This window comes from Nonomuraea sp. NPDC051941, from assembly GCF_044593615.1.
The window spans coordinates 1-21,508 of the sequence record NZ_JBIUCF010000067.1; the positions used below are offsets into that span (position 1 = coordinate 1).

General features: G+C 69.7%; 21 protein-coding genes. 13 read left to right on the forward strand and 8 right to left on the reverse strand.

The genetic code is table 11. From position 1 onward, the window contains the following. Nucleotides 1–133: 133 nt before the first annotated feature. Entirely contained in the window at nucleotides 134–2,002 is a 1,869-nt protein-coding gene (locus ACIHFD_RS60120) for a DEAD/DEAH box helicase (protein ID WP_397374602.1), read from the reverse strand. A gap of 350 nt (nucleotides 2,003–2,352) precedes the next feature. Between ACIHFD_RS60120 and ACIHFD_RS60125 the strand changes: the two genes are divergently transcribed. Beyond that, nucleotides 2,353–2,991 carry a ferritin-like fold-containing protein gene (locus tag ACIHFD_RS60125; RefSeq protein WP_350725449.1) on the forward strand — a complete coding sequence of 213 codons (639 nt, stop codon included), beginning with the start codon at nucleotides 2,353–2,355 and terminating at the stop codon, nucleotides 2,989–2,991. 432 nt (nucleotides 2,992–3,423) lie between these two features. Here the strand turns inward: ACIHFD_RS60125 and ACIHFD_RS60130 are convergent, their stop codons facing one another. From ACIHFD_RS60130 to ligD (ACIHFD_RS60150), 5 genes are all read right to left on the reverse strand, one after another. Then, the gene (locus ACIHFD_RS60130) at nucleotides 3,424–3,654 is read right to left on the reverse strand and encodes a DUF3107 domain-containing protein (RefSeq protein ID WP_350725447.1); all 231 of its coding nucleotides are present in this window, start codon (nucleotides 3,652–3,654) and stop codon (nucleotides 3,424–3,426) included. 87 nt (nucleotides 3,655–3,741) lie between these two features. Then, the gene (locus tag ACIHFD_RS60135) at nucleotides 3,742–4,362 is read right to left on the reverse strand and encodes a TetR/AcrR family transcriptional regulator (RefSeq protein ID WP_313043020.1); all 621 of its coding nucleotides are present in this window, start codon (nucleotides 4,360–4,362) and stop codon (nucleotides 3,742–3,744) included. A 145-nt stretch (nucleotides 4,363–4,507) separates the two neighbouring features. Continuing rightward, nucleotides 4,508–4,714, reverse strand: a complete 207-nt coding sequence (locus ACIHFD_RS60140; RefSeq protein WP_355197151.1) for a hypothetical protein — start codon at nucleotides 4,712–4,714, stop codon at nucleotides 4,508–4,510. A 44-nt stretch (nucleotides 4,715–4,758) separates the two neighbouring features. Then, nucleotides 4,759–5,643 carry a non-homologous end-joining DNA ligase gene (gene ligD, locus ACIHFD_RS60145; protein WP_397374603.1) on the reverse strand — a complete coding sequence of 295 codons (885 nt, stop codon included), beginning with the start codon at nucleotides 5,641–5,643 and terminating at the stop codon, nucleotides 4,759–4,761. Then, nucleotides 5,640–6,542: a non-homologous end-joining DNA ligase gene (gene ligD, locus ACIHFD_RS60150; RefSeq protein ID WP_397374604.1), complete on the reverse strand. Its 903-nt coding sequence runs from the start codon at nucleotides 6,540–6,542 to the stop codon at nucleotides 5,640–5,642. Before ligD (ACIHFD_RS60150) ends, ligD (ACIHFD_RS60145) begins: the two co-directional genes overlap by 4 nt. Before the next feature lie 59 nt (nucleotides 6,543–6,601). Here ligD (ACIHFD_RS60150) and ACIHFD_RS60155 point away from each other — a divergent pair, with 59 nt between their 5' ends. The 3 genes from ACIHFD_RS60155 to ACIHFD_RS60165 all read left to right on the forward strand — a co-directional run bounded on the left by ACIHFD_RS60155 (nucleotide 6,602) and on the right by ACIHFD_RS60165 (nucleotide 8,889). Continuing rightward, nucleotides 6,602–7,468, forward strand: coding sequence for a Ku protein (locus ACIHFD_RS60155; protein WP_350725439.1), 867 nt, complete (start codon nucleotides 6,602–6,604; stop codon nucleotides 7,466–7,468). Between the two features lie 392 nt (nucleotides 7,469–7,860). Beyond that, nucleotides 7,861–8,193: a hypothetical protein gene (locus ACIHFD_RS60160; protein ID WP_397374605.1), complete on the forward strand. Its 333-nt coding sequence runs from the start codon at nucleotides 7,861–7,863 to the stop codon at nucleotides 8,191–8,193. Nucleotides 8,194–8,532: 339 nt separating this feature from the next. After that, nucleotides 8,533–8,889, forward strand: coding sequence for a hypothetical protein (locus ACIHFD_RS60165; protein ID WP_397374606.1), 357 nt, complete (start codon nucleotides 8,533–8,535; stop codon nucleotides 8,887–8,889). A 552-nt stretch (nucleotides 8,890–9,441) separates the two neighbouring features. Here the strand turns inward: ACIHFD_RS60165 and ACIHFD_RS60170 are convergent. Continuing rightward, complete coding sequence (locus tag ACIHFD_RS60170) at nucleotides 9,442–9,777, reverse strand: hypothetical protein (protein ID WP_397374607.1); 336 nt, start codon at nucleotides 9,775–9,777, stop codon at nucleotides 9,442–9,444. Between the two features lie 395 nt (nucleotides 9,778–10,172). Further along, a complete protein-coding gene (locus ACIHFD_RS60175; RefSeq protein ID WP_397374608.1) occupies nucleotides 10,173–10,559 on the reverse strand; it encodes a hypothetical protein in 387 nt (128 codons plus the stop codon). A gap of 884 nt (nucleotides 10,560–11,443) precedes the next feature. Between ACIHFD_RS60175 and ACIHFD_RS60180 the strand changes: the two genes are divergently transcribed. The 9 genes from ACIHFD_RS60180 (at nucleotide 11,444) to ACIHFD_RS60220 (ending at nucleotide 21,362) form a co-directional block, all read left to right on the forward strand. Beyond that, a complete protein-coding gene (locus tag ACIHFD_RS60180) occupies nucleotides 11,444–12,349 on the forward strand; it encodes an alpha/beta fold hydrolase (RefSeq protein ID WP_397374609.1) in 906 nt (301 codons plus the stop codon). Nucleotides 12,350–12,392: 43 nt separating this feature from the next. Then, the gene (gene moeZ, locus ACIHFD_RS60185) at nucleotides 12,393–13,574 is read left to right on the forward strand and encodes an adenylyltransferase/sulfurtransferase MoeZ (RefSeq protein WP_350725428.1); all 1,182 of its coding nucleotides are present in this window, start codon (nucleotides 12,393–12,395) and stop codon (nucleotides 13,572–13,574) included. Between the two features lie 45 nt (nucleotides 13,575–13,619). Then, a complete protein-coding gene (locus ACIHFD_RS60190; RefSeq protein ID WP_350725426.1) occupies nucleotides 13,620–14,336 on the forward strand; it encodes a hypothetical protein in 717 nt (238 codons plus the stop codon). Nucleotides 14,337–14,356: 20 nt separating this feature from the next. Beyond that, a complete protein-coding gene (locus ACIHFD_RS60195) occupies nucleotides 14,357–15,565 on the forward strand; it encodes a S8 family serine peptidase (RefSeq protein ID WP_397374610.1) in 1,209 nt (402 codons plus the stop codon). Between the two features lie 270 nt (nucleotides 15,566–15,835). Continuing rightward, nucleotides 15,836–16,573 carry a hypothetical protein gene (locus tag ACIHFD_RS60200; protein WP_397374611.1) on the forward strand — a complete coding sequence of 246 codons (738 nt, stop codon included), beginning with the start codon at nucleotides 15,836–15,838 and terminating at the stop codon, nucleotides 16,571–16,573. Then, nucleotides 16,567–17,721, forward strand: coding sequence for a S8 family serine peptidase (locus ACIHFD_RS60205; RefSeq protein ID WP_397374612.1), 1,155 nt, complete (start codon nucleotides 16,567–16,569; stop codon nucleotides 17,719–17,721). The genes ACIHFD_RS60200 and ACIHFD_RS60205 overlap by 7 nt, the downstream gene beginning before the upstream one ends. Before the next feature lie 22 nt (nucleotides 17,722–17,743). After that, nucleotides 17,744–18,103: a hypothetical protein gene (locus ACIHFD_RS60210; protein WP_350725418.1), complete on the forward strand. Its 360-nt coding sequence runs from the start codon at nucleotides 17,744–17,746 to the stop codon at nucleotides 18,101–18,103. Further along, entirely contained in the window at nucleotides 18,091–18,405 is a 315-nt protein-coding gene (locus tag ACIHFD_RS60215; RefSeq protein ID WP_397374613.1) for an MGMT family protein, read from the forward strand. Before ACIHFD_RS60210 ends, ACIHFD_RS60215 begins: the two co-directional genes overlap by 13 nt. A 209-nt stretch (nucleotides 18,406–18,614) precedes the next feature. Then, nucleotides 18,615–21,362 (forward strand): CDP-glycerol glycerophosphotransferase family protein, encoded by a 2,748-nt coding sequence (locus tag ACIHFD_RS60220; RefSeq protein WP_397374614.1) that lies wholly within the window; start codon nucleotides 18,615–18,617, stop codon nucleotides 21,360–21,362. The last annotated feature ends 146 nt before the right edge of the window (nucleotides 21,363–21,508 follow it).

The following is a 21,508-nucleotide window of genomic DNA, read 5'->3' on the forward strand; positions in this document are numbered from 1 at the left end:
CGCCAAACCGGGCCCCCCCCCGCCCCCCCCCCCGCCCCCCCCCCCCCCCCCCCGGGGGGCCCGCGGGCCCCCCCCCCCCCCCGCCCCCCCCCCGGGGGGGGCCCCCGCCTCCCAGGCGGTGCTCAGACGGCGCTCAGCCCGTGCGGCGGCGGTTGCCGCCCCCGCCACGGGGCTGGCGGCGCTGCTGCTTGCGCTCCGTGGCCGCCGACGGGGCGATGTCGTCGTCGTCCGAAGCCAGGTCGGGCGACTGGAAGATCACCGTGAACGGGTTCGGCGGGACGATCCGCTCCTGCTCCGTGCGCACCGGCGGAGGCGGCGTCGAGAGGAAGCTCGGCGCCGGCTCGCTGACCGGAGGAGCGGGCGGGGCCTCGGCGACCGGCACCGGGTCGGCGGCGCGGCGGGAGCGGGTGCTCTTCGCCGGCGTCTCCTCGACGGTGTCGGCCTCAGGGGCCGCCGTGACGGCGGCGGCCCGCCGCGACCGGGTGGCCTTGACGGGTGCCTCGGGTGCCTCGGCGAGCGCCTGCTTCGACCGGGTGGCCTTGACGGGCGCCTCGGGGGCCTCGGCGAGCGCCTGCTCGATGGCAGACGAAGCCGCCCCCCTCCGCGTACGCGTCCGCTTCGGCTCGGCGGCCGCCTCGATCTCGTCCGTCGAGAAGATCGCGGGAGTCTCCTCCGTCTTGGCATCCACGGGCTCGACCTCCTGAGTCTCGACGGCTGCGGTCTCAGCCAGCTCCTTGCCGCCACGGGTGCGGCGGCGCTGGCGCGGCGTACGGGCAGGGCGCTGCTCGCGCTCTTCGCGCTCGTCGCGGCGACGGCCGCCGCCACGAACACGTGCCCTGCCGGTCTCCCCGAGATCCTCGAGGCGCTCCGCGGACAGCCCCGCACGCGATCGGCTCGCGTGCGGCAGGACGCCCTTGGTGCCCTCGGGGATGTTCAGCTCGGAGTAGACGTGCGGCGAGGTGGAGTAGGTCTCCTCGGGCTCGGCGAACTCGAGCCCGAGCATCTGGTTGATCATCTTCCAGCGGGTCAGCTCCTCCCACTCCACGAACGTGACCGAGATGCCCGTGCGCCCGGCCCGGCCGGTGCGGCCGATGCGGTGCACGTACGTCTTGTCGTCCGTGGGGCAGTCGTAGTTGACCACGTGGGTGACGTCGTCGATGTCGATGCCGCGGGCCGCCACGTCGGTGGCCACCAGCACGTCGATCTTGCCGTTGCGGAACGCGCGCAGGGCCTGCTCGCGCTGGCCCTGACCGAGGTCGCCGTGCACGGCCGCGACGGCGAAGCCGCGCGTGTCGAGCTGTTCGGCGACCATGTCGCAGGCTCGCTTGGTCTCGCAGAAGACCATCGTGAGCCCGCGGCCCTCGGCCTGCAGCAGCCGCCCGAGGATCTCGATCTTGTCCATGCGGTGCGCGCGCCACACGAGCTGGCGGACCTGCGGCGTGGTCTCGCCCTCGCCGCTCTCGTGCTCGGCGCGTACGTGCGTCGGACGGTTGAGGTACTTACGGGACAGCGTGACGATCTCGCCCGGCATGGTCGCCGAGAACAGCATCGTCTGCCGCTGTCCGGGGATCAGGTTGAAGATCCGCTCTACGTCGGGCAGGAAGCCCAGGTCGAGCATGCGGTCGGCCTCGTCGAGCACCAGGGTCGTGACCTGGCTCAGGTCGAGGTGCTTCTGCTTGACCAGGTCGAGCAGGCGTCCGGGGGTGCCGACGATGACGTCGACCCCGGCCTTGAGCGCCTCGATCTGCGGCTCGTACGCGCGCCCGCCGTAAACGGTCAGAACCCGGGACCCGAGCTTGCCGGCGGCGGTGACGAGGTCTTCGCTGACCTGCGTGGCCAGCTCGCGGGTCGGTACGACGACGAGCCCGCGGGGCTTCTTGCGGTTCTTGCGCGGCTTGCCGATGCTCTGGAGCATGGCGATGCCGAACGCGTAGGTCTTGCCCGTGCCGGTGCGCGCCTGACCGATGAGGTCCTGGCCGCTCAGGGCAAGCGGGAGAGCCATCTCTTGGATGGGGAACGGTGTGACGATGCCCTCGGTCTCGAGGGCATCGGCGATCTCTGGTGTGACTCCGAGGTCTCGGAAAGTCGTCAGCGTGGCCTGCCTCAGTTCTCAAATGAAGGCGGGCCTGCCGGGACCGACGGGCATGAAACAGCCCCCGTTACGTGGGTCCTCGCGGTAGAGCCAGCCCTCTCGCGTCATCAGCGACCGCGCACCCGGAAGTGGGGGTATTCGGGAGAAACCCCCGAATTTGCACAGTGCGGTCGCACTTTCACAGAGCAGTGTACTCGATACCACAACGCTGGCCGAGCTTACGTATGTTCCCGAAGATTCACGGAAGTACGCTGCCACTCATGAAGGAGTCTCCAGGAGTCGTCGATCTGCTCGGGGTGCTCGCCTACGCCGAGCTTAGTGCGTACGCGCGGATGACCGAGGACGCCGCCACGCTGGCGCCCTCGCTGGCCGACCGCGCGGCGCTGAGCGAGCTGGCCGTGACCGAGTACGCCCATTTCCGCCTGCTGCGTGACCGCCTGGCCGAGTTCGGGGCCGATCCCGACGAGGCGATGTCGCCGTTCGTCGGCGCGCTCGACGCCTGGCACACGCAGACCAGGCCGGCCGACTGGCTGCAGGCGCTGGTCAAGACGTACGTCGGGGACGGGATCGCGCTCGACTTCTACCGCGAGGCGGCCAGGCACCTCGATCCCTCGATCGCCAAGCTGGTGGACGAGGTGCTGGTGGACGAGGGGCGCTCGCAGTTCGCGGTCGAGCGGGTCAGGGCCGGGATCGAGGCGTCGCCCGCGGTCGCCGGACGGCTGGCGCTGTGGGCGCGCCGGCTCGTCGGCGAGGCGCTGAGCCAGGGGCAGCAGGTCGCCTCGGCACGGCCCGAGCTGGCGCTGTTGCTGGTGTCGGGGGAGGGTGCCGCCGATATTTCCCGACTTTTCGCGACGTTGACGGAGGCCCACAACAAACGCATGGCCACCCTGGGCCTCTGACCGGCCCCGAATACGGCCCCCGAAACCACCGGGACGGCGATGGTTGCCGCGCGGGCCACGGCCAGCGTTGCGCCATCCCTGCCGCTCCACCGGCGCCGAGGTGGGTGTGAGGGCCGTTGTTCGGGTCGCGCCACCCGGCCGCTCCGCTGGCGCAGAGGTGGGTGTGAGGGCTCGGGTCGCGCCACCCCGGTCGCTCCAGTGGCGCCGAGGTGGCTGTGGGGCCGTTGCGCCGCTCCCCGCACGCCTTCTCGCCGACGCAGCGCTGAGGGCGTGCTTTGGGGTGGCCGTTGGGTGCGCACTGCCCCGCGAGCCCGGGGCGATCGGGCGCGGTCGCCATGCGCCGACCTCTCGCAGCCGCATTGCCCCACGGGGGTGGTGGCAAGCCCTGGGAGGGGTACGGCGGGTGAGCCGTACCCCTCGGTCAGGAAACTCCTAGAGGGTGCCGCCGAACCCGACGGGCCGGGCCTGGTCCTCACCGATCTCAACGAAACCGATCGAGGCCACCGGCACCACCACCCGCCTGCCCTTCACGTCGGTCAGGGCGAACACGCCACGCTCGACCGACAACGCGTTCCTGATCTCCTCTTCGACCTGCTCAGCGGAGAGTTCGGTCTCGACAACGATTTCGCGGTGTACGGAGCGTACGCCGATCTTGACTTCCATGTGGCTCCCTAGTCGACGGGCTGGCTCACTCCCATCGTGGCGGCTCTAACCCGGGAAAGGGGCAAATGATCGCGCCCAGCGAACGGGTTATGCCGTACGCGGAAAACCGCTGATGCCGCGCCAGGCCAGCCGGGCCATGAGTTGTTCGGCCGCGTCCTTCGGGATCGAGCCGTGCTGGGTCACCCAGTAGCGGGCGCTCACCTCGGCCATGCCGACCAGCCCCACGCCGAGCAGGTGCGCCTCGTCGCTGGTGCAGCCGGTGTCCTCCTGGATGAGCACGCTGACCATCTCCGCGCACTCCTGCAGCGAGCGTTCCACGCGCTGCCGCACCGGCGCGACGTTGCGCAGGTCGGACTCGAACACCAGCCGGAACGCCTCGCCCTGCGTCGAGACGAAGTCGAAGAACGCGCTGAACGTGGCCTGCACGCGGAGTTTGTTCTCGTGGGTGGAGGCCAGCGCCTCCCGGCAGCGGTTGACCATGTCGTCGACGTGGAGGTCGAGCAGCGCCAGATAGAGCTCGAGCTTGCCGGGGAAGTGCTGGTAGAGCACCGGCTTGCTGACCCCCGCACGATCGGCGATCTCGTCCATGGCGGCCGCGTGATAGCCGTTCTCCACGAACACTTCCTGCGCGGCGCTCAGGAGCTGCCGGCGGCGGGCGAGTCGGGGCAGCCGGGTGCCCCGGGGCTTAGCGTCCGGGGTTGCGGTCACGCGGGTCTCCATAGGTCTCTCAGCGGGCTGTGCGGACATCCTACGTGCGGGCAGAGCAGATGTTCATTGCCTTGCTCCGCTCCCCGGTCCGGGCAACGGCGCTCCTCAGCGCCACGAGGCGGGCTCGGTCGCCGCGGAGCCGTACTCAGCGATATTCGTCGTCGTCGAGATCCACCACGCGGTCCTGATCGGCCGCGTCGGCGGGGTCGACGTCGAGCGGCAGCTCGCGGCGCTGCCTCCCGGCGCTCTGGCGGATCTCGAAATGCTGCTCCGCGGCGTCGGCCTCGGGCGTCTCGATCGACAGCTCTGCCTCGTCCTGGTCGTAGGAGAGCTCGTCCCCGCGTGTGTCCATCTCCGACATCTTCTGGTCCCCCTCTTGGTGTGGACGGCACCAGCCTACGCCCGGCCGAAAAGGTCGCCGCGTTTCTCCACTCTGGCGAGTACGTCGGCCGCCGTGAACACCAGCTCCTCAGGCCGTTCGCAGCCCTCGACCTCCGTCCACCTCAGCGGTGTCGAGACGGTCGGCAGCTCCCTGGCCCGCAGCGAGTAGGGCGCCACGGTGGTCTTGGCCGGGTTGTTCTGGCTCCAGTCGATGAACACCTTGCCGGGCCTGGCCTTCTTCGTCATCACGCTGACGACCTGCCGGGGATGCTCCTTCTCGAGGAACTGGGCCAGCCTCTTGGCGTACGCGGAAGGCTCCTCGCGGCCGTCCCAGTCCGCGTACAGCTGCATGCCCTTGTTCCCGCTGGTCTTCGGCAGGGCGGTGAGCCCGTCGGCCGCCAGCACCTCGCGCAGCATGAGGGCCACGCGGCAGCACTCCACGATGGTCGCGGGCGGGCCGGGATCGAGGTCGAACACGAGCGTGTCGGGCGGCAGCGCCTCGCCGTCCTCGTCGACGCGCCACTGGGGCACGTGCAGCTCGAGCGCGGCCAGGTTGGCGTAGTAGACGAGCGTGGGCAGGTCCTCGATGACGGCGAAGTCGATGGCCTCGCGGTTCTTGGTGCTGCCGGGGACGGGGAGCTTGACCCGCCTGACCCAGTCCGGGGTGTGGTCGGGGGCGTTCTTCTCGAAGAAGGACTGGCCGCCGACGCCGTTCGGGTAGCGCTTGACGGTCAAGGGTCTGCCCCGGAGGTGGGGGAGGAGCACGGGGGCCACGCGGCTGTAGTAGTCGATGACCTCGGCCTTGGTGAAGCCGTGCTCGGGGTAGAGGACCTTGTCCAGGTTGCTCAGCGTCAGCGCTCGCCCGTCGACCTTTACCGGCACCTTCGCCGGGCTGTTCACAGCGTCACCTCCGAGGGGAGCTTGTCGGGGCGCAGACCACGCCACACGGGGTGGCGCAGCCGCTGCTCGTCGGTCCACATCGTGTAGGCCACCTCCCCGACCAGATCCGGCCTAACCCACCGATTTCGCCACGGGACCGCGTTGCTGAACGGGCTGTGCGGGATCTCCAGAGACCGCATCCGCCGGTGGAGCTCGTCGAGCACGGTGTCGGTGAACCCGGTCCCGACGTGCCCCACGTACGCGAGCCCCCGATCGGTGAACATCCCCATCACCAGCGAGCCGATCCCGCCCGCCCGGCGCCCCTTGCCGGGCTTCCAGCCGCCGATCACGACCTCTCTGGTACGCAGGTGCTTCACCTTGATCCACCACGGGGACCGGGTGCCCGGCCGGTAGGGGGAGTCCAGCCGCTTGGCGACCACACCCTCCAGGCCCTGCTCGGAGGTGGCCGTGAGCAGGTCGGAGTCTCCGGGGAAGTACGGGGGCGCGCCGACGTCCAGCTCGTCGAGCAGCGCCCGCCGGTCGCGGTAGGGCAGGTCGAACATCGGCGTGCCGTTGAGATAGAGCAGGTCGAACGGCATGTACGTGATGGGGTAAAGCTCCAGCATGACCGGCTCGGGATCGGTCAGGTGCATCCTGTGCTGCAACCGCTCGAAGCTGGGCCTGCCGCGCTTGTCGAGCGCGACGACCTCGCCGTCGATGATCGCGTTCTTGATCCCGAAACCGGATATTTCCGGATACCTCCGCGTGTATTCGACCCCGTGCCGCCCCGTCACCCTCAGTCCGCCGTCAAGATGGACGACGGCGCGGATGCCGTCCCACTTGACCTCCAGTCCGTACCTCTCGCGATCGGGAGGTAGTTCCCCAGGTACGGCCAGCATCGGTTCGACGGGGTATGGCATTGGTTGCCCCATGACGGGTATGTGCCCATTGGCGAACGATTGAGAGCTGAGGAGTGACCATGCGCAGCATCTGGAAGGGTGCGATCTCCTTTGGCCTGGTCACGATACCCGTCAAGCTCTACTCCGCCACCGAGCAGAAGGACGTGACGTTCCACCAGGTCCATCGCGAGGACGGCGGCCGGATCCGCTACAAGCGCGTGTGCACGCAGGACGGCGAAGAGGTGCCGTACTCCGACATCGCCAAGGGCTACGAACTGCCGACGGGCGAGATCGTCGTGCTCACCGACGAGGACTTCGAGGATCTGCCGCTGAGCACGTCCCGCAGGATCGACGTCCTCCAGTTCGCCCCGGCCGAGCAGATCGACCCGATCTACTTCGCCAAGTCGTACTACCTGGAGCCCGACGCGCAGGGGGCGAAGCCGTACGTGCTGCTGCGCAACGCCTTGGAGAGCTCGGGCCAGGTGGCGGTGGTCAAGGTGGCGCTGCGCCAGCGCGAGTCCCTGGCCACGCTGCGGGTACGGGACGGCGTCTTCGTCCTGGAGACCATGCTCTGGCCCGACGAGATCCGCACGCCGGACTTCGGCTTCCTCGAGGAGGACATCGAGGTACGGGCTCAGGAGCTCCAGATGGCCGAGTCCCTGATCAGCACCATGGAGTCGGACTTCGACCCGGGCGAGTACCACGACACGTACCGCGAGGCGCTGCAGCAGGTGATCGAGGCGAAGGTGGCGGGCAAGGAGGTCATCCCGGCCCGCGAGGAAGAGGAAGCCGGACCGGCGGTCGACCTCATGGCCGCGCTGCGCGCCAGCGTGGAGGCCGCGAAGCGGGAGCGGGAGGGCGGGGCCGCCAAGCCCAAGAAGGCCGCCGCCAAGCCCAAGGACGAGGAGAAGGCTCCCGCCAAGCGCAAGCCCCGCAAGACGGCCTGAACACTTTCAGAACCTCTCTCAGCGGTTCCGTATGCCTCCGTAAGGGAGGCGCTCCACGGCCTCGCCGACGCTTCTCGCGTTGAGCCTCTGGCCGCCTTTCCCAGGCATTCACCCCACCGCGAGGTGGGGTTTTCCGTGCTGCCCTTGGGGTCTCTTCGACGCGATCACCGAATAGGACATATCCGGATAAGTCATGTCATTTCGCTCTATAAATCTTTAATGCAAGCAATAAGATTGTTAATGCATAGCAAAACCGGCTAGGTGTCGTTTGTTGGGCTGCTGTCTGGAAATGACACATCATGGATGGCTCTTCGGCAGGCGTCCAAGACCTCTTTCCGGGATAACCGGAAATGTCGAGAACGGGGCAATCGATCCTTTAGGGGGAAAACGCAATGCCCAAGCTCAAGACTGTTTTCGCGGGTCTCGCCGTCAGCACGGCGCTGACCGGTGGCGTGGTAGCCGCGGGCGCGGCCACGACCTCGGCCAGCGCCGGCGCCGCCGCTCAGGTCAAGTCCGCCGCCTCCGTCCTCGCCAATGGCTGCGGCGGCGGGGGCTGGCGCCGCTGCGGCTGGGGCGGCGGCTGGGGCGGCGGCTGGGGCTGGCGTCGTCACCACCAGAACAGCCGCGTGCGGGTCAACGTCCACAACCGGAACATCAACATCAACCGGTTCGAGCGCGAGCGCGAGCACGACCACCACCACCACAACGGCGACAACTGGTCATAGCCGTGTGCTGACGGCGCGGGGATGACCGCGTTCTCGCGGTTGGGGGATTTCTCCGCGCCTCCACGGCGGCCTTTCGACAAGGGCTCCCCAGACCTTAGGGCTGGGGAGCCCTGCTGTGTCCGGATCTATGTGAGGTGCGGCGTTTGCGCAGAATCATGGGGATGTCTGTGGTGGGCCAAATGACGGCAATTCCAGTTTGCTTGCTGTTTCAGCCGGAAATATGCATGATGCGGATGATTCGTTAAGGATCATCCGGGGCGTTTCCTAGTCGATCGGGTTTTCGGGGATTGGCCGGGAACGTGAGGAACGGGGCAATCGAACCTGTAGGGGGAAAACGCAATGCCCAAGCTCAAAAGTGTTATGGCCGGCCTCGCCCTGAGCACGGCCTTCTCCGGCGGCGTGGTCGGCGTGGGCGCGGCCATGTCCGCGGCCGACGCGGCGACCCAGGTCGGCACCGCCACCTCCGTCCTGGCCAAGGGCTGCGGCGGCGGCGGGGGCTGGGGCCGCTGTGGCTGGGGCGGCGGCTGGGGCGGCGGCTGGGGCGGCGGACGCTGGGCCAACTGGCGCCACCACCGCATGCCCCGCATCAAGATCATCATCATCAACACGAACCGCAACCGCAACGTGCAGCAGCGCATGGACGAGCGCCACGAGATGGACCACCACGAGGACAACAACCAGCCCACGTGGCAGTAGAGCTCACCGCACAGGCGAACCGGTGGCGCGGACCGCGCCACACCAGGAGTCCCCTGAGCGATGAAGCTCCGGCCACGCCGATCGAGTGCCCGTATTCACCGGGTCCCGACGTCTGCCCCGACAGCGACGACGTCGACCCACCGAATACGGGCACTCGACGTGTCTCCTACCGCCGGCGCCCGAAGACGGTCCCGGCCGGGGTCGCCCCGAAGACGGGCCTCGCCGTGGCCACCCGAAGACGGGCACAATCCGGGGCCACCCCGAAGAGGGCCGGGACCGCCCTCTTCTCGGGGAACGGACGGTCCACGGCGATGACGGCCGGCGCCGGGGGACAGGGGCGCTCGGCTTGTGGGGGCCGCATGAGACGGGGCGACGACCGTAGAAAACAGAAGTGAGTGCCCGTATTCGCTTGGGCGGCGCCGGTCGGAGGGTGGCGCCGGGTCCCGATGAATACGGACACTCGTTTGGCGTGGGCGGAGTGTCATCGCTCGGGGACTCCGCCCGCTACGGCGGCCTCAGAGGCGCGCCAATGCTCAGCTCAGTGTCTGAGTCCTACCACTCGTCACGGTGGCCACCGTTGATGTTGTGGTTCTGGTTGACGATGACGATCCGGACCCGGGCTCCCCTGTTGTGACGGCCCCAGCCGCCGCCCCAGCCGCGACCGCCCCAGGCCCAGGGGCCGCCCCAGGGGCCGCCCCAGCGGCCGCCCCAGCCCCCGCCGCACCGGCGCCAGCCCCCGCCGCGGCAGTTGCCGGCGAGGACGGGTGCGGCGGACTTGACCTGGACGGCCGCGCCGGCCGGCGACGTGGCCGCGCCCGCGGCTACCACGCCACTGGTCAGCGCCGAGCTGACGGCGAGACCCGCAATAACACTCTTGAGCTTGGGCATTGTTTTCCCCCTAAAGGTTCGATTGCCCTGTTTCACGCCCCCCGGCACAGACGGATACAGATCCGGCCGCATCGGGGAAACGCTACGGACGATTCCTAGGGAATCTCCCGCACGCTGCATATTTCCGGACAAATCACCAGCAAACCGGAACTGCCTTGATTTGGTGGACCACAGACTCCCTCATGGCCGAAACAAAAGATTCCACCCCACTTAGCCCCGTCCCCTGCTGTACTGGTATAAGTCCGCCGGCACTGCAGCCTCGCCGTACAACGCAGTGAGGGCTCCCCCGGCCAAAGGCCGGGAGAGCCCTCACTAAACCCCCCGCGGAAGACGAGAAGATTGGACCTACCCGAAGGTGCGGACGTTCATCCTCCCGCCATTAACACACGGCTTTGTTACCAGGTACGCCGGCGGCGCTCCGGCCTGTTGTCGTTGACGTTGTCGTTGCGGATGACGACGCAGACCTCGCCGCCACGGCGGTGGCGACCCCACCAGCCGCCGCCCCAGCCGCCGCCCCAGCCGCCGTGGTGACGGCGGCACTGCCGGCGGTGACGGTCACGGTCGCGACGGTCGATGACGATGTTGCGGCCGAGGTCGTCATCGAGAAGGCCGTCGTCGATGCCGTCGTCGAAGTCGTCGTCGGTGCCGGTGAGGATGGATGAGGTGTTGAGCTTGATGGCGTCGGCGCTGACCGCAGTGGTGGCCGCGCCCGCGCTGACCATGCCGCCGGTCAGCGCCGTGCTGACGGCGAGGCCTGCGATAACACTCTTGAGCTTGGGCATTGCGTTTTCCCCCTAAAGGATCGATTGCCCCGTTCTCGACGTTTCCGGGTACCTGAAAACAGGTCTTGGACGGCTGCTGAAGAGTCATCCATTGAATGTCATTTCCGGGGCGACGGGCGGGCAAACTGGAGAGACCCTATTTTGCTATGCATTAACAATCTTATTGCTCGCATTAAAGATCTATCCAATGAAATGGCATGATATGTCCGATTGTGGCGCAATTGATAGGGCGGCCACGCATGGCAATGCTCGCGCGCCGGCCTGGCCTGTCGTCATCGGCCATGCCGGTTCTGCGAGTGGTGATTTGCCTGCTGCGGTGCCGCCCCCGGACCGATGAAAGTCCGCGAACATATCGATGGCCATTACCCCGGACGCTTCGCCGACGCCCGGCGTCATTATTCGGAGGACGCCATTGTGCGCCCTCCGAAAATGTCTCCCGCTTTTTGCGGCACCCGGCAGTGGTGCGTTCGAGGCTGGTCTGTCCCGCCATTAACGGTGCGTTCCTCAACCGTCACGCTAAGTGCTGCTGGTTGTCATGCTTTCCGACCTTGGTGCGCCATAAACGATGAACGGTGCCTTTTGCCACACTCTTGGCATGCGATGAGATCGATTAGACCTCTAAGCCGCGATATATGGCGATATGTCCGAACACGGCGATGATCGCCACCGATCCGCCCGCCGGCCCGGTTCCGGGTGTCGCACCGGGCCCCGAGGCGCGGCCGCCCTCGCTGGGGATCGCATCAGCGGGGTGTTTGAGGCATGTGTGACGGTGTGTACCTGATGCCGGAAAAGGTGATGTAAGCAGGCTTCTGTACGGAATCCAGACCTCACCCAGACGGGGTGGTTATCGTTGAGAGAACGAGAAGGAACGGCGGGGAGGACGCATGATGGCGAAGCCGGTCCCGGACTGGCCGGGTCGCATGGTCGGGTCGGTGCACGTCCGATCGACGAGTGACCACAGGGGACAACGCGAGCAGGCCGTCTTCGTGCACGGCCTGGCCGGGTCGGCCACCAACTGGACCGACCTCATGGACGAGCTCAAGGACACGGTCACCGGCCACGCCCTCGACCTCCCGGGCGCGGGCTTCTCGCCCGCCCCGGCCGACGGCGACTACACCGTCGCCGGCCACGCCAGAGCCGTGGCCGAGCTGATGGAGCACACGGGCCCGGCCCACCTGTTCGGCAACTCGCTCGGGGGCGCGGTCGCCGTCCGGGTGGCCGCCACCCGCCCCGACCTGGTCCGCTCGCTCACCCTCGTCTCCCCGGCCCTGCCCGACCTGCTCCCCAGGTACGGCCCCGTCCGGGTGGCCGCCGCCGCGGTGCCCGTACTGGGCGAATGGGTGGCGAGCAGGCTCCGCCTGGTGCCCGCCGAGCACCGCGTCAACGCCTCCGTGGCCATGGTCTGGGCCAACACCAGCTCCGTCCATCCCGTACGCCTGCGCGACGCGATCGACGAGCTCCGCAGGCGCGACGACCTCCCCTACTCCGGCGAGGCCATGATCGGGTCGGCCAGGGGCATCGTGGCCGAATACTTCCGCCGCGGCGAGGACAACCTGTGGCGCCAGGCGGCCAACGTCAAGGCCCCGACCCTGATCGTGCACGGCAGGCATGACCGGCTGGTCCGGCCCGCCATGGCCGCGAAGGCATACCGTACGTTCCCGCAGGTCCGGCTTGTCTTGCTGCCGACGGCGGGCCACGTGGCGATGATGGAGATGCCGCAGGTCGTGGCGGCGGAAGCACGCCGTCTGATCCGTGAGACTCGATTGGGGAATGCCCCACTCGCCAGCTAGGTTTCAAGGTGAGATAGGACCCCCTGGAACGGGAGCGTAGAAAGTGTCGTTGCCACCGCTGGTCGAGCCGGCCGCAGAGCTGACCGTCGACGAAGTGCGCCGCTACTCGCGCCACCTGATCATCCCCGATGTGGGTATGGCGGGGCAGAAGCGGCTGAAGAACGCCAAGGTGCTGTGTGTGGGCGCCGGGGGCCTGGGCTCGCCCGCGCTGATGTACCTCGCGGCGGCGGGCGTCGGCACCCTCGGCATCATCGACTTCGACGTGGTCGATGAGTCCAACCTGCAGCGCCAGATCATCCACGGCCAGTCCGACGTGGGCAGGCTGAAGGCCGAGAGCGCCGCGGCGTCCGTCCGCGAGATCAACCCCCTGGTCGACGTCGTCATCCACAACACGGCGCTGACCACGGAAAACGTCATGGAGATCTTCTCCGGCTACGACCTCATCGTCGACGGCACCGACAACTTCGCCACGCGCTACATGGTGAACGACGCCGCGGTGCTGCTCGGCAAGCCGTACGTCTGGGGCTCGATCTACCGGTTCGACGGCCAGGCCAGCGTGTTCTGGGCCGAGCACGGGCCCTGCTACCGCTGCCTCTACCCGGAGCCCCCGCCTCCCGGCATGGTGCCGTCGTGCGCCGAGGGCGGCGTGCTCGGCGTGCTGTGCGCGTCGATCGGCTCCATCCAGGTCAACGAGGCCATCAAGCTGCTGACGGGCATCGGCGACCCGCTGGTCGGGCGGCTGATGATCTACGACGCCCTGGAGATGAAGTACCGCGACGTCAAGGTCCGCAAGGACCCCGAGTGCGTCCTGTGCGGCAAGAACCCGACGGTCACGCAGCTCCTCGACGACTACGAGGCCTTCTGCGGCGCCATCTCGGACGAGGCCGCCGAGGCGGCCAGCGGCTCCACGATCACCGCGGCGGAGCTCAAGGGCATGCAGGACCGCGGCGAGAGCATCTTCCTCGTCGACGTTCGCGAGCCCAACGAGTACGAGATCGTCTCGATCCCCGGCGCCACGCTGATCCCCAAGGGTGAGTTCCTCAACGGCTCCGCCCTGGAGAAGCTGCCCCAGGACAAGCGCATCGTGCTCCACTGCAAGTCCGGCGCGCGCTCGGCCGAGGCCCTGGCCATCGTCAAGAACGCCGGGTTCTCCGACGCCGTGCACGTCGGCGGCGGCGTTCTGAGCTGGGTCAAGACCGTGGACCCGAGCCTGCCCTCCTACTGATGGTTTCCGGAGTGTTATCCGGAAGGCCCGGTTAAGGTCGGTGGCGTGAACACTGCCCGTCCGTGGCCGACGCTCGTGGTGGCCTCCGCGCTGACCCTGGTCTGCGCGGTGGCCGCCGGGGTGTCGGGCAGCGCGGCGGGCACGGAGCTCACCCGGGGCCCCAGCGCCGCCGAGCTCCAGGCGGCGGCCAGACGCGAGGTCGCCGAGCGCTGGCGCACCTGGCCCAGCGGACGTATCTTCCCCGCCACATTGCCGTACTCCGCCGAGCAGGGCGGCCGGGAACGTGCCAGCCGGATCGGCATCTCGCCCGGGACCGCCTGCGACCCGGTCGACCCCAAGGCGGTCAAGGCCCTGCGCAAGGCGGGCTGCAAGGGCCTGCTGCGGGCCACCTACATCGACGCGCTGCGCGGCGTGCTCGTCACGATCGGCGTGGTCGCGCTGCGCGACGAGCCGGACGCCGTACGCGCGAAAGCCGCCTTCTCCGACAGCGGCAAACCCGTGCCGGGCCTGTACCCGCTGGCCTTCAGCGGCACGGTCGCCGACCGCTTCACCCCCGGCGTGCGCCAGGCCGGCTCGGTGCGGCAGGCGGGGCCCTACCTGGTGCTGACCACGGCGGGCCAGGTGGACGGCCGGCCCGCGGACGCGGCGGACGAGCAGCGGCCCTCGATCTTCGCCTTCGCGACCGAGATCTCCGAGCGAGTGCTGACCGACCTGAGCACGCCGCGGATGCCCGACTGCACGGCCGAGGAGTGGCGGTGCTGAGCCGGGGCAGTACGGGGGTCATGCTCAGGCGGGGAACGGCGGCCGTGGCGGCCGGGATGCTGCTGTACGCCGCCGCGCCGGCGTGGGCGGACGACGTACGCGGCGGGCAGCGGCCGGTCATCAAGACGCTGGCGCTGACCGAGGCGTGGCGCACCAGCAAGGGCGGCGGCGTGACGGTGGCGGTGCTCGACTCCGGCGTCGATCCGCACCATCGCGACCTGGTCGGCTCGGTGCGGGTGGGCAAGGACTTCACCGACGGCGCGAACCCGCCGGGGGTCGCCCCGAGCCGCCTGCACGGCACGTACATGGCCTCTCTGATCGCCGGGCACGGCCACGGCGATGGGGGAAATCTGGGGATCATCGGCGTTGCGCCCGAAGCGGACGTACTGTCAGTAAGAGTCATCCTTGAGGACGAGGAGCCGGGTTTCCGGGAGTTCAACTCGGCGGAGCGCTTCGAGGACGTGGTGGCCCAGGGCATTCGCTACGCGGTGGACGAGGGTGCGGACGTGATCAACATGTCGATCTCCAAAGAGCTGGCGACCAGGGAGGAGCGGGCGGCCATCCGCTACGCCATCTCCAAGGGCGTCGTGCTCGTGGCCGCCGCCGGCAACGACGGCGACCGGAAGATCGACGGCGACTTCGCCCCCTACTCCTATCCGGCCGCGTTCCCCGGGGTGGTCTCGGTGGGGGCGACGGACCGGCGGCTGCGGCGGGCCACGTTCTCCAACTGGAACTCCTCCGTGCTGGTGGCCGCCCCGGGCGTGGACATCATGGGCGCGGGTCCGGGCGACGAGTACTGGGTCGGCAGGGGCACCTCGCAGGCGACCGCGCTGGTCTCGGGCATAGCCGCCCTCATCAAAGCCAAATATCCGGGCATGTCGCCGCCGCTCGTGGCCCGCGCCCTGACGGCCAGCGCCACCGACAGGCCCCCGGGCGGGTACGACACCGGCACCGGCTTCGGCGTCGTGAACGCGGCCAGAGCCCTGTCCGAGGCCCACAAGCTGGCCGGCTACACCGAGACCGCCGCGGGCGACCAGGCCCACGACCCGGCCGCGCCGCTGGCCGGCGGCCGGACGGCCCCCATCCAGGTCATCGTCAGGGACGAGAGGCGCGTCACCGTCTACGCTGCCGTCGCCGCCGCGGCGGCCGTCGGCGCGTTCGCTTCCCTGGGCGTCATATTCATCCTGGTCAGGCGCGTACGTCGGGTGTACAGCTCACAAGACGCATGATCCGCCTACTAAGGGGGACGAAATAGACACGGGACGCCAACGGCTCCCCAGCCCGCCCCACGCAGTGAGGCAACGGGCAGGGAGGACGGCGAGGATGAGGCGGTGGTGAGGGCTCGTAGGTCGACTTCAGGGCTACCGCGTTCCGAGGGCGGGGCCACGCCGGAACGGAGGAATCCGCTCGGCGCCACCACCGGCCGGCGGTCGCGTGTGCGTACGTGGCCGGCCGCGGGTTCACGCACGCGTGCGGCCGCCAGGGACCGCGTCGAGAGGGTGGCGCTCCAGCAGGGCGTCCGGTATCGGCGCATCTTCGTGATGCTGCTGAGCGTCATCGTGGTCGTGTCGTCCGTGGTCGTGCTGCTCGGCACGGTCGGCCTGTTCGCCGAGACCCGCTCGCGCCCCCTGACCCCCTCCGAGCAGAACCAGTACAAACAGGAGGAGATCGCCAGGCGCTGGCAGGCGTGGCCGGCGACGGGCGTCTTCCCGGAAGAGGTCAAGTACCTCGGGCTCGACCGGGCCCAGCAGTACGCCAGGCGCGTCGGCATCGCCCCCGAGACCGAGTGCGGCAAGGGCGTGGACGCCTCCGTGGCCGGGGTCCTGGAGAACCACGGCTGCGTCACGGTGCTGCGGGCCACGTACGTCGACCAGACGGCCTCGTTCGTGATCACGGTCGGGGTGGCCGTGCTGAAGGACGAGGCGTCCAGGGTCTCGGCGAGCGAGGAGCTCACCCAGGACGACCGCGTGGGCGTGCTGCCCGTCGCCTTCCCCGGCACGGTGACCGAACGCTTCGGCCCCGACCAGCGCCAGCGCACCGGCTGGGTGGGCGCCGGGCCGTACATCGTGTTCTCCACGGCCGGCTACGCCGACGGCCGGACCAGGGCCGCGATCCCGCCGGAGGAGATCCTGCACTCCGAGCTGTGGCCGGCCGCGAAGTCCGTCGGCAACCAGATCGCCTACTTCCTCGCGGACCCGCCCAAGGTGCCGCCCTGCACCCAGGGGAACGTGTGCTAGCGACCGTACGCGCGCTCACCGCGGCCCTCCTCGTACTGGTCGGACCCACCGCCGACCCCGTGCAGGAGCAGCAGCAGTGGGTGCTCGACGCCCTCAACGTCGAACAGGCCTGGACCGTCACCAAGGGCGAGGGCGTCACCGTCGCCGTCGTGGACAGCGGCGTGGACGACCAGGTCAAGGAGCTGAAGGGCCGGGTGACCGCGGGCCCCGACATGACCGCGGGCGCGGTGGCCAAGGAGACGGCGCCGGGCCGGCACGGCACCGCCATGGCCGGGCTGATCGCGGCATCGGGGCAGGACGACGGGCTGGTCGGCGTCGCCCCCGAGTCACGCATCCTGTCGCTGCCCATGGTCACCGACGACAACCCCGAGCTGGGCGTCCCGCCGCTGGACGACGAGGAGCAGACCTCGGAGAGCCCCCTCGCGCGGGCCCTGCGGTACGCGGCCAACCACGGCGCCAAGGTCATCAGCATGTCCATCGGCTCCTACGGCCCGCTCAGGTCCGAGCGCGAGGCCGTCTCGTACGCGCTCGGCAAGGGCGTCGTCCTGGTCGCCGCCGTGGGCAACGACGGCCTGACCAACTACGCCAGGGAGAACGGCACCTCCTACTGGAGCTTCCCGGCCGGCTATCCGGGGGTCATCGGCGTGGCGGCCACCGACAAGCAGGGCAAACGGGCCACGTTCAGCAGCGACAACCTCTCCGTGCTGGTCGCCGCGCCCGGCGTGGGCGTGCCGGTGGTCAAGCGCAAGAGCGGCTACGAGCTCTCCGAGGGCACCAGCTCGGCCGCCGCGCTCGTGGCGGGCGTGGCCGCGCTCGTCAAGTCGCGCTATCCGGACCTGCCGCCCGAGCAGGTCGCCCAGGCGCTGGCCTCCAGCGCGCGGGGCCGGCCCGCCCCGGGATACGACGACCAGACCGGGTTCGGGGTGGTCGACGCGGCCGCGGCGCTCAACGCCGCCGAGCGGCTGACCGGTGAGCAGCGCAGCGTCATGTCAGGTCAGGACCACTTCGGGCAGGGCGAGGACTCACCCGTGCCGACCAGGCCGGGGCCCGATCCGCTGCGGCTGTGGTTGTACGGAGGAGGCGTGCTGGTCGCGCTGGCCATGTTCTGCGGCGCGATCATCGTGCTCAATCAGCGCAAGGAACAGTAAAGATCCGCTATGGTCCCGCGTCATGGGATACGAGCTGCGGGTGGTGCGCGAGTCGCCACTCGCCTTCGCGGAGCTCGCGAGGGCCATCGCACCGGCCGGTTTCGGGCTGCGCGGAGATGATGAGATCGTGGCCGCGCACAGGGGCGGCACGCACGCGGTGGCGCGCTGGCAGGGCCACCTGGTCGGCGAGCCCGGCTCCGACTGGCAGGTCGCGCAACTCGTCCGGCTCTCGGCCGCGCTCGGCGCCCGGCTCGTGGGCGAGGACGGCGAGGTCTACGCGCTGCGCGACGGCGTCATCGAGGTCGTGACGGGCGGCAGCGCGATGGAGATCGGCAAGTTCGAAGAGATCATCGAAGCGGGCCCGGCGGCATGGACCCCCTGAACCCCTTCGCCGAGCGGGTGCTCGACCTCGTCGAGCGCATCCCGCCCGGCAAGGTCATGGCCTACGGCGACATCGCCGAATACCTCGGCGAGGGCGGCCCCCGCCAGGTCGGCAAGGTGATGTCGACGTGGGGCGGCGGCGTGCCGTGGTGGCGCGTCGTCCACGCCGACGGCTCCTGCGCGGCCCCTGACCACCTGCAACGCTGCCTGGCCCATTGGCGCGAGGAAGGCACCCCGTTACGGGGCGAACGGGTGAACATGAGAGAAGCTCGCTGGGACGGGCCTTCAGCGGATTTTCAGTAAGGGTCATGACCTGCCGTTTCGCCGAACCGGCGAATTTGTGACATGTGACTCGCATTACCATGGGCAGAACACTGAATGGCGGCCCGAAAGGCGGTGCCACCCCAATGGCCACCGGCGTCACAGCCCAGAGCCAGGGCGGCGATTCGCTCGCCGACCGCCTCAAGGCTGTCCAGGATCTTTGTGATCGTGGAGAGCCCCTCGAAGCGGTCATGCGAGCCGTCGGCCCCGGCGGTCGCGACGCGGCGTACGACACCGAGGTGCTGAGCGGCCCACTCGGGTCCCGCATGGACCTCGCGGTCAAGCGCGGCGCGGCACGGCGGCGCGAGATGCTCGACCTCGTCCGGCCCTACCTCGCGGCCGTGGACGCGCGCGTCAAGCACGACCTGCCGGTCGCGCGGCGTGTCATATGTCACCTGATCGAGCACCGGCCCGACGAGGAACTCGTCGAGGGCGAGACGCTCGCCAAGGTCGTGACGGCCGCCGCCGAACCGTCCAAGCGCATCCGCAAGGGCCTGCGCTGGTACGCGGACCTGCCCTTCCGCGACGAGCTCTCACCTGACCTCTACCGGCTGCGGCGTGCCGACATGGTGCCGGTGACCCACATCGACGACATCGTCTGGGTCGACGGCAAGCTGCGCGTCACCGGGTTCGCGTATCTGGCGGGGCTCTCCGTCCGCAGCCGCAGGTTCAACTGGGCGACCGTGGTGCTGCGCGGGCCGCGCTGGCTGCCGCCGATCCGCATGCGCACGCGGCGCGTGCTCGCGCCCGAGGCCACCCATGGCGCGCGCGAGCCCGGCTGCAACTACGACTGGTCCGGGTTCAGCGCCGAGCTGAGCCCGTGGCCGCTGCGCTGGCGCGGCGCCGTACGCGATGTGGTGTCCGCCGTGCGGCGGCGGATGCGGCACCGCCCGTCCGTGCCCGACACGACCACCTGGCGGGCCGAGATCGTGTTCTGGAGCCGGGGCGCGCGGGCCACGGGCCTGCTGCGCGGCTCCTCGGTCGGCCGTCCCGAGCGTCCCACCGGGCTCAAGCTGAAGCCGGGCCTGTGGATCCGGCCGGTGTGGACGTCCGACCGGGCGCTGCAGATCGTGCTCCAGCCCAACCGGGCCGAGCTGAAGGGTGTGTCCGTCGAGGGCGAGCGCCTGGAGCTGAAGATCTCCCTGCCCGGCCGCACGGTGACCAAGGGTCACGCCCGCCTGGGCGGCCACCGCATCGCCGCCGACTTCACCCCGGCCGGCGACGGCACGGAGGTCACGGTGGGGCTGGCCGTGCCCACCCTGCTGCAGGAGAAGGACGGGCGGCGGCTCTGGGTCGAGCCCAAGGGCGATCCGGCGGCCTCCGTCATGCTCGCCGACCTCGTGGAGACCCGCACGCCCGTGGGCGACCGCGAGATCACCGTGCTCGGCGACCGCCGTGACCGCGTGGTCGTCTCCGCCCACCGCATCCGGCCGGTGATCACCTCGGCCGTCTGGGAGGGCTCCGCGCTCCTGCTGCGCGGCCACTATCCCGACGCCCCGGGCCCTCGCACGCTGACGCTGCGGCACCGCTCCGGGCTGTCCTATCTGCTTCCTATGGAGCGCTCCGGCGAGGAGTTCTCCGTACGCGTCGAGCCCTCGGCCATGGACCGCTTCGGCGAGCCCGTGCCGCTCGCCTCCGGCACCTGGAACATGTCGATCCGGCACCCGTCGGGCGAGATCGTGCCGTTGCGCATGGACCACGCGGCCCTGCCGGGGCTCGACGAGGAGCCGCGCACGCTCGACGGGCACACGTACCGGATGATCTCCACCCGCTTCGACGTGCCGGTCGTGACGGTCGAGGAGGCCAGGCCCGCCGACGAGCGGGGCGTGGCCGGCACCCACGTGCTGCGCCGCGTGTTCTACCCGGCCCAGCGCACCGAGCCGCTGAACGACGCGACCGTCTACGTCGTCAACGACGGCCGCCTCTACGCCGACAGCGTCCGCGCCATCTACGAGGAGCGGCTGCGGCGGGGCGACGATCGCGAGCACATCTGGGTCGTCAAGGACGGCGCCTTCGTGCCGCCCGGCGGCGCGACCGTGATCCGCGCGGGCAGCCGCGAGCACCACGCCGCGCTGGCCAGGTCCCGCCACATCGTGACCAACTCGTTCCTGCCGGTCTGGTTCAGGGCCCGCGAGGACCAGGTCGTGCTGCAGACCTGGCACGGCACCCCGGCCAAGCACATCGGCAACGACCAGGCCCACATGGCGCGCGACCCGAGGCCGCCGATCTGGCACCGCCAGGCGGCGGAGGTGCGCGGCTGGGATCTGCTGCTGTCGCAGTCGCCGTGGGCCACGCCGGTGCTGCGCAAGGCGTTCGGCTACAAGGGCGAGATCCTGGAGAGCGGGCTGCCGCGCAACGACGTCCTCAACTCGCCCGACCGCGAGGCGCTGGCCGCCGCCGTGCGCGAGCGGCTGGGGCTCGTGGAGGGCAAGCGGGTGATCCTGTACGCGCCCACGTGGCGGGACTACGACCGCAAGAACGCCATGGTCAAGCTCGACCTCGCCAAGGCGCGCGAGGCCCTCGGGGCCGATCACGAGATTCTGGTGCGGGCGCATCCGATGCAGGCAGTTCCGGCCGTCCCGGACATCGCCCACGACGTCACCACTTATCCCGATATTGCCGACTTGCTGTTGGTGGCGGATGTGCTGGTGACGGACTACTCGTCGGTCATGTTCGACTTCGTGTGCACCGGCCGGCCGATCGTGTTCTACGGCTACGACCTGGCCAAATACTCGACCAAGCGGGGGCTCTACCTGGACCTGGCCGAGCAGGCGCCGGGGCCGGTGCTGTCGACGTCGGCCGACGTGATCGAGGCCCTGCGCGACATCGACTCCGTGTCGGCGGCCCACGCCGACCGCTACGAAGCCTTCCGCGCCACCTTCGCCCCCCGCGACGACGGCAAGGCCACGGCGCGCGTGGTCGATCACCTCTTCTCGTAGTCGCCGCTCCACGGGCGGGCCGCTTCCCCGCCCGTGGGGGCTTTCATTTTTTGCGGCTGCGCCCGGTGGGCCGCGCGCATCAAGGCCTTCATCCTTTACGGCTGCGCCCGGTGGGCCGCACGCGCCGACGTCGGTGGCCGTCTGTC

Coding starts and splice junctions, on each gene's coding strand:
- ACIHFD_RS60220 (WP_397374614.1), top strand. CDS start 18,615: ATGCGAGCCGTCGGCCCCGGCGGTCGCGACGCGGCGTACGACACCGAG.
- ACIHFD_RS60155 (WP_350725439.1), top strand. CDS start 6,602: ATGCGCAGCATCTGGAAGGGTGCGATCTCCTTTGGCCTGGTCACGATA.
- ACIHFD_RS60215 (WP_397374613.1), top strand. CDS start 18,091: ATGGACCCCCTGAACCCCTTCGCCGAGCGGGTGCTCGACCTCGTCGAG.
- ACIHFD_RS60165 (WP_397374606.1), top strand. CDS start 8,533: ATGCCCAAGCTCAAAAGTGTTATGGCCGGCCTCGCCCTGAGCACGGCC.
- ACIHFD_RS60195 (WP_397374610.1), top strand. CDS start 14,357: ATGCTCAGGCGGGGAACGGCGGCCGTGGCGGCCGGGATGCTGCTGTAC.
- ACIHFD_RS60175 (WP_397374608.1), bottom strand. CDS start 10,559: ATGCCCAAGCTCAAGAGTGTTATCGCAGGCCTCGCCGTCAGCACGGCG.
- ACIHFD_RS60210 (WP_350725418.1), top strand. CDS start 17,744: ATGGGATACGAGCTGCGGGTGGTGCGCGAGTCGCCACTCGCCTTCGCG.
- ACIHFD_RS60160 (WP_397374605.1), top strand. CDS start 7,861: ATGCCCAAGCTCAAGACTGTTTTCGCGGGTCTCGCCGTCAGCACGGCG.
- ACIHFD_RS60180 (WP_397374609.1), top strand. CDS start 11,444: ATGATGGCGAAGCCGGTCCCGGACTGGCCGGGTCGCATGGTCGGGTCG.
- ACIHFD_RS60120 (WP_397374602.1), bottom strand. CDS start 2,002: ATGGCTCTCCCGCTTGCCCTGAGCGGCCAGGACCTCATCGGTCAGGCG.
- ACIHFD_RS60125 (WP_350725449.1), top strand. CDS start 2,353: ATGAAGGAGTCTCCAGGAGTCGTCGATCTGCTCGGGGTGCTCGCCTAC.
- ACIHFD_RS60130 (WP_350725447.1), bottom strand. CDS start 3,654: ATGGAAGTCAAGATCGGCGTACGCTCCGTACACCGCGAAATCGTTGTC.
- ACIHFD_RS60170 (WP_397374607.1), bottom strand. CDS start 9,777: ATGCCCAAGCTCAAGAGTGTTATTGCGGGTCTCGCCGTCAGCTCGGCG.
- ligD (WP_397374604.1), bottom strand. CDS start 6,542: ATGCCATACCCCGTCGAACCGATGCTGGCCGTACCTGGGGAACTACCT.
- ACIHFD_RS60140 (WP_355197151.1), bottom strand. CDS start 4,714: ATGGACACACGCGGGGACGAGCTCTCCTACGACCAGGACGAGGCAGAG.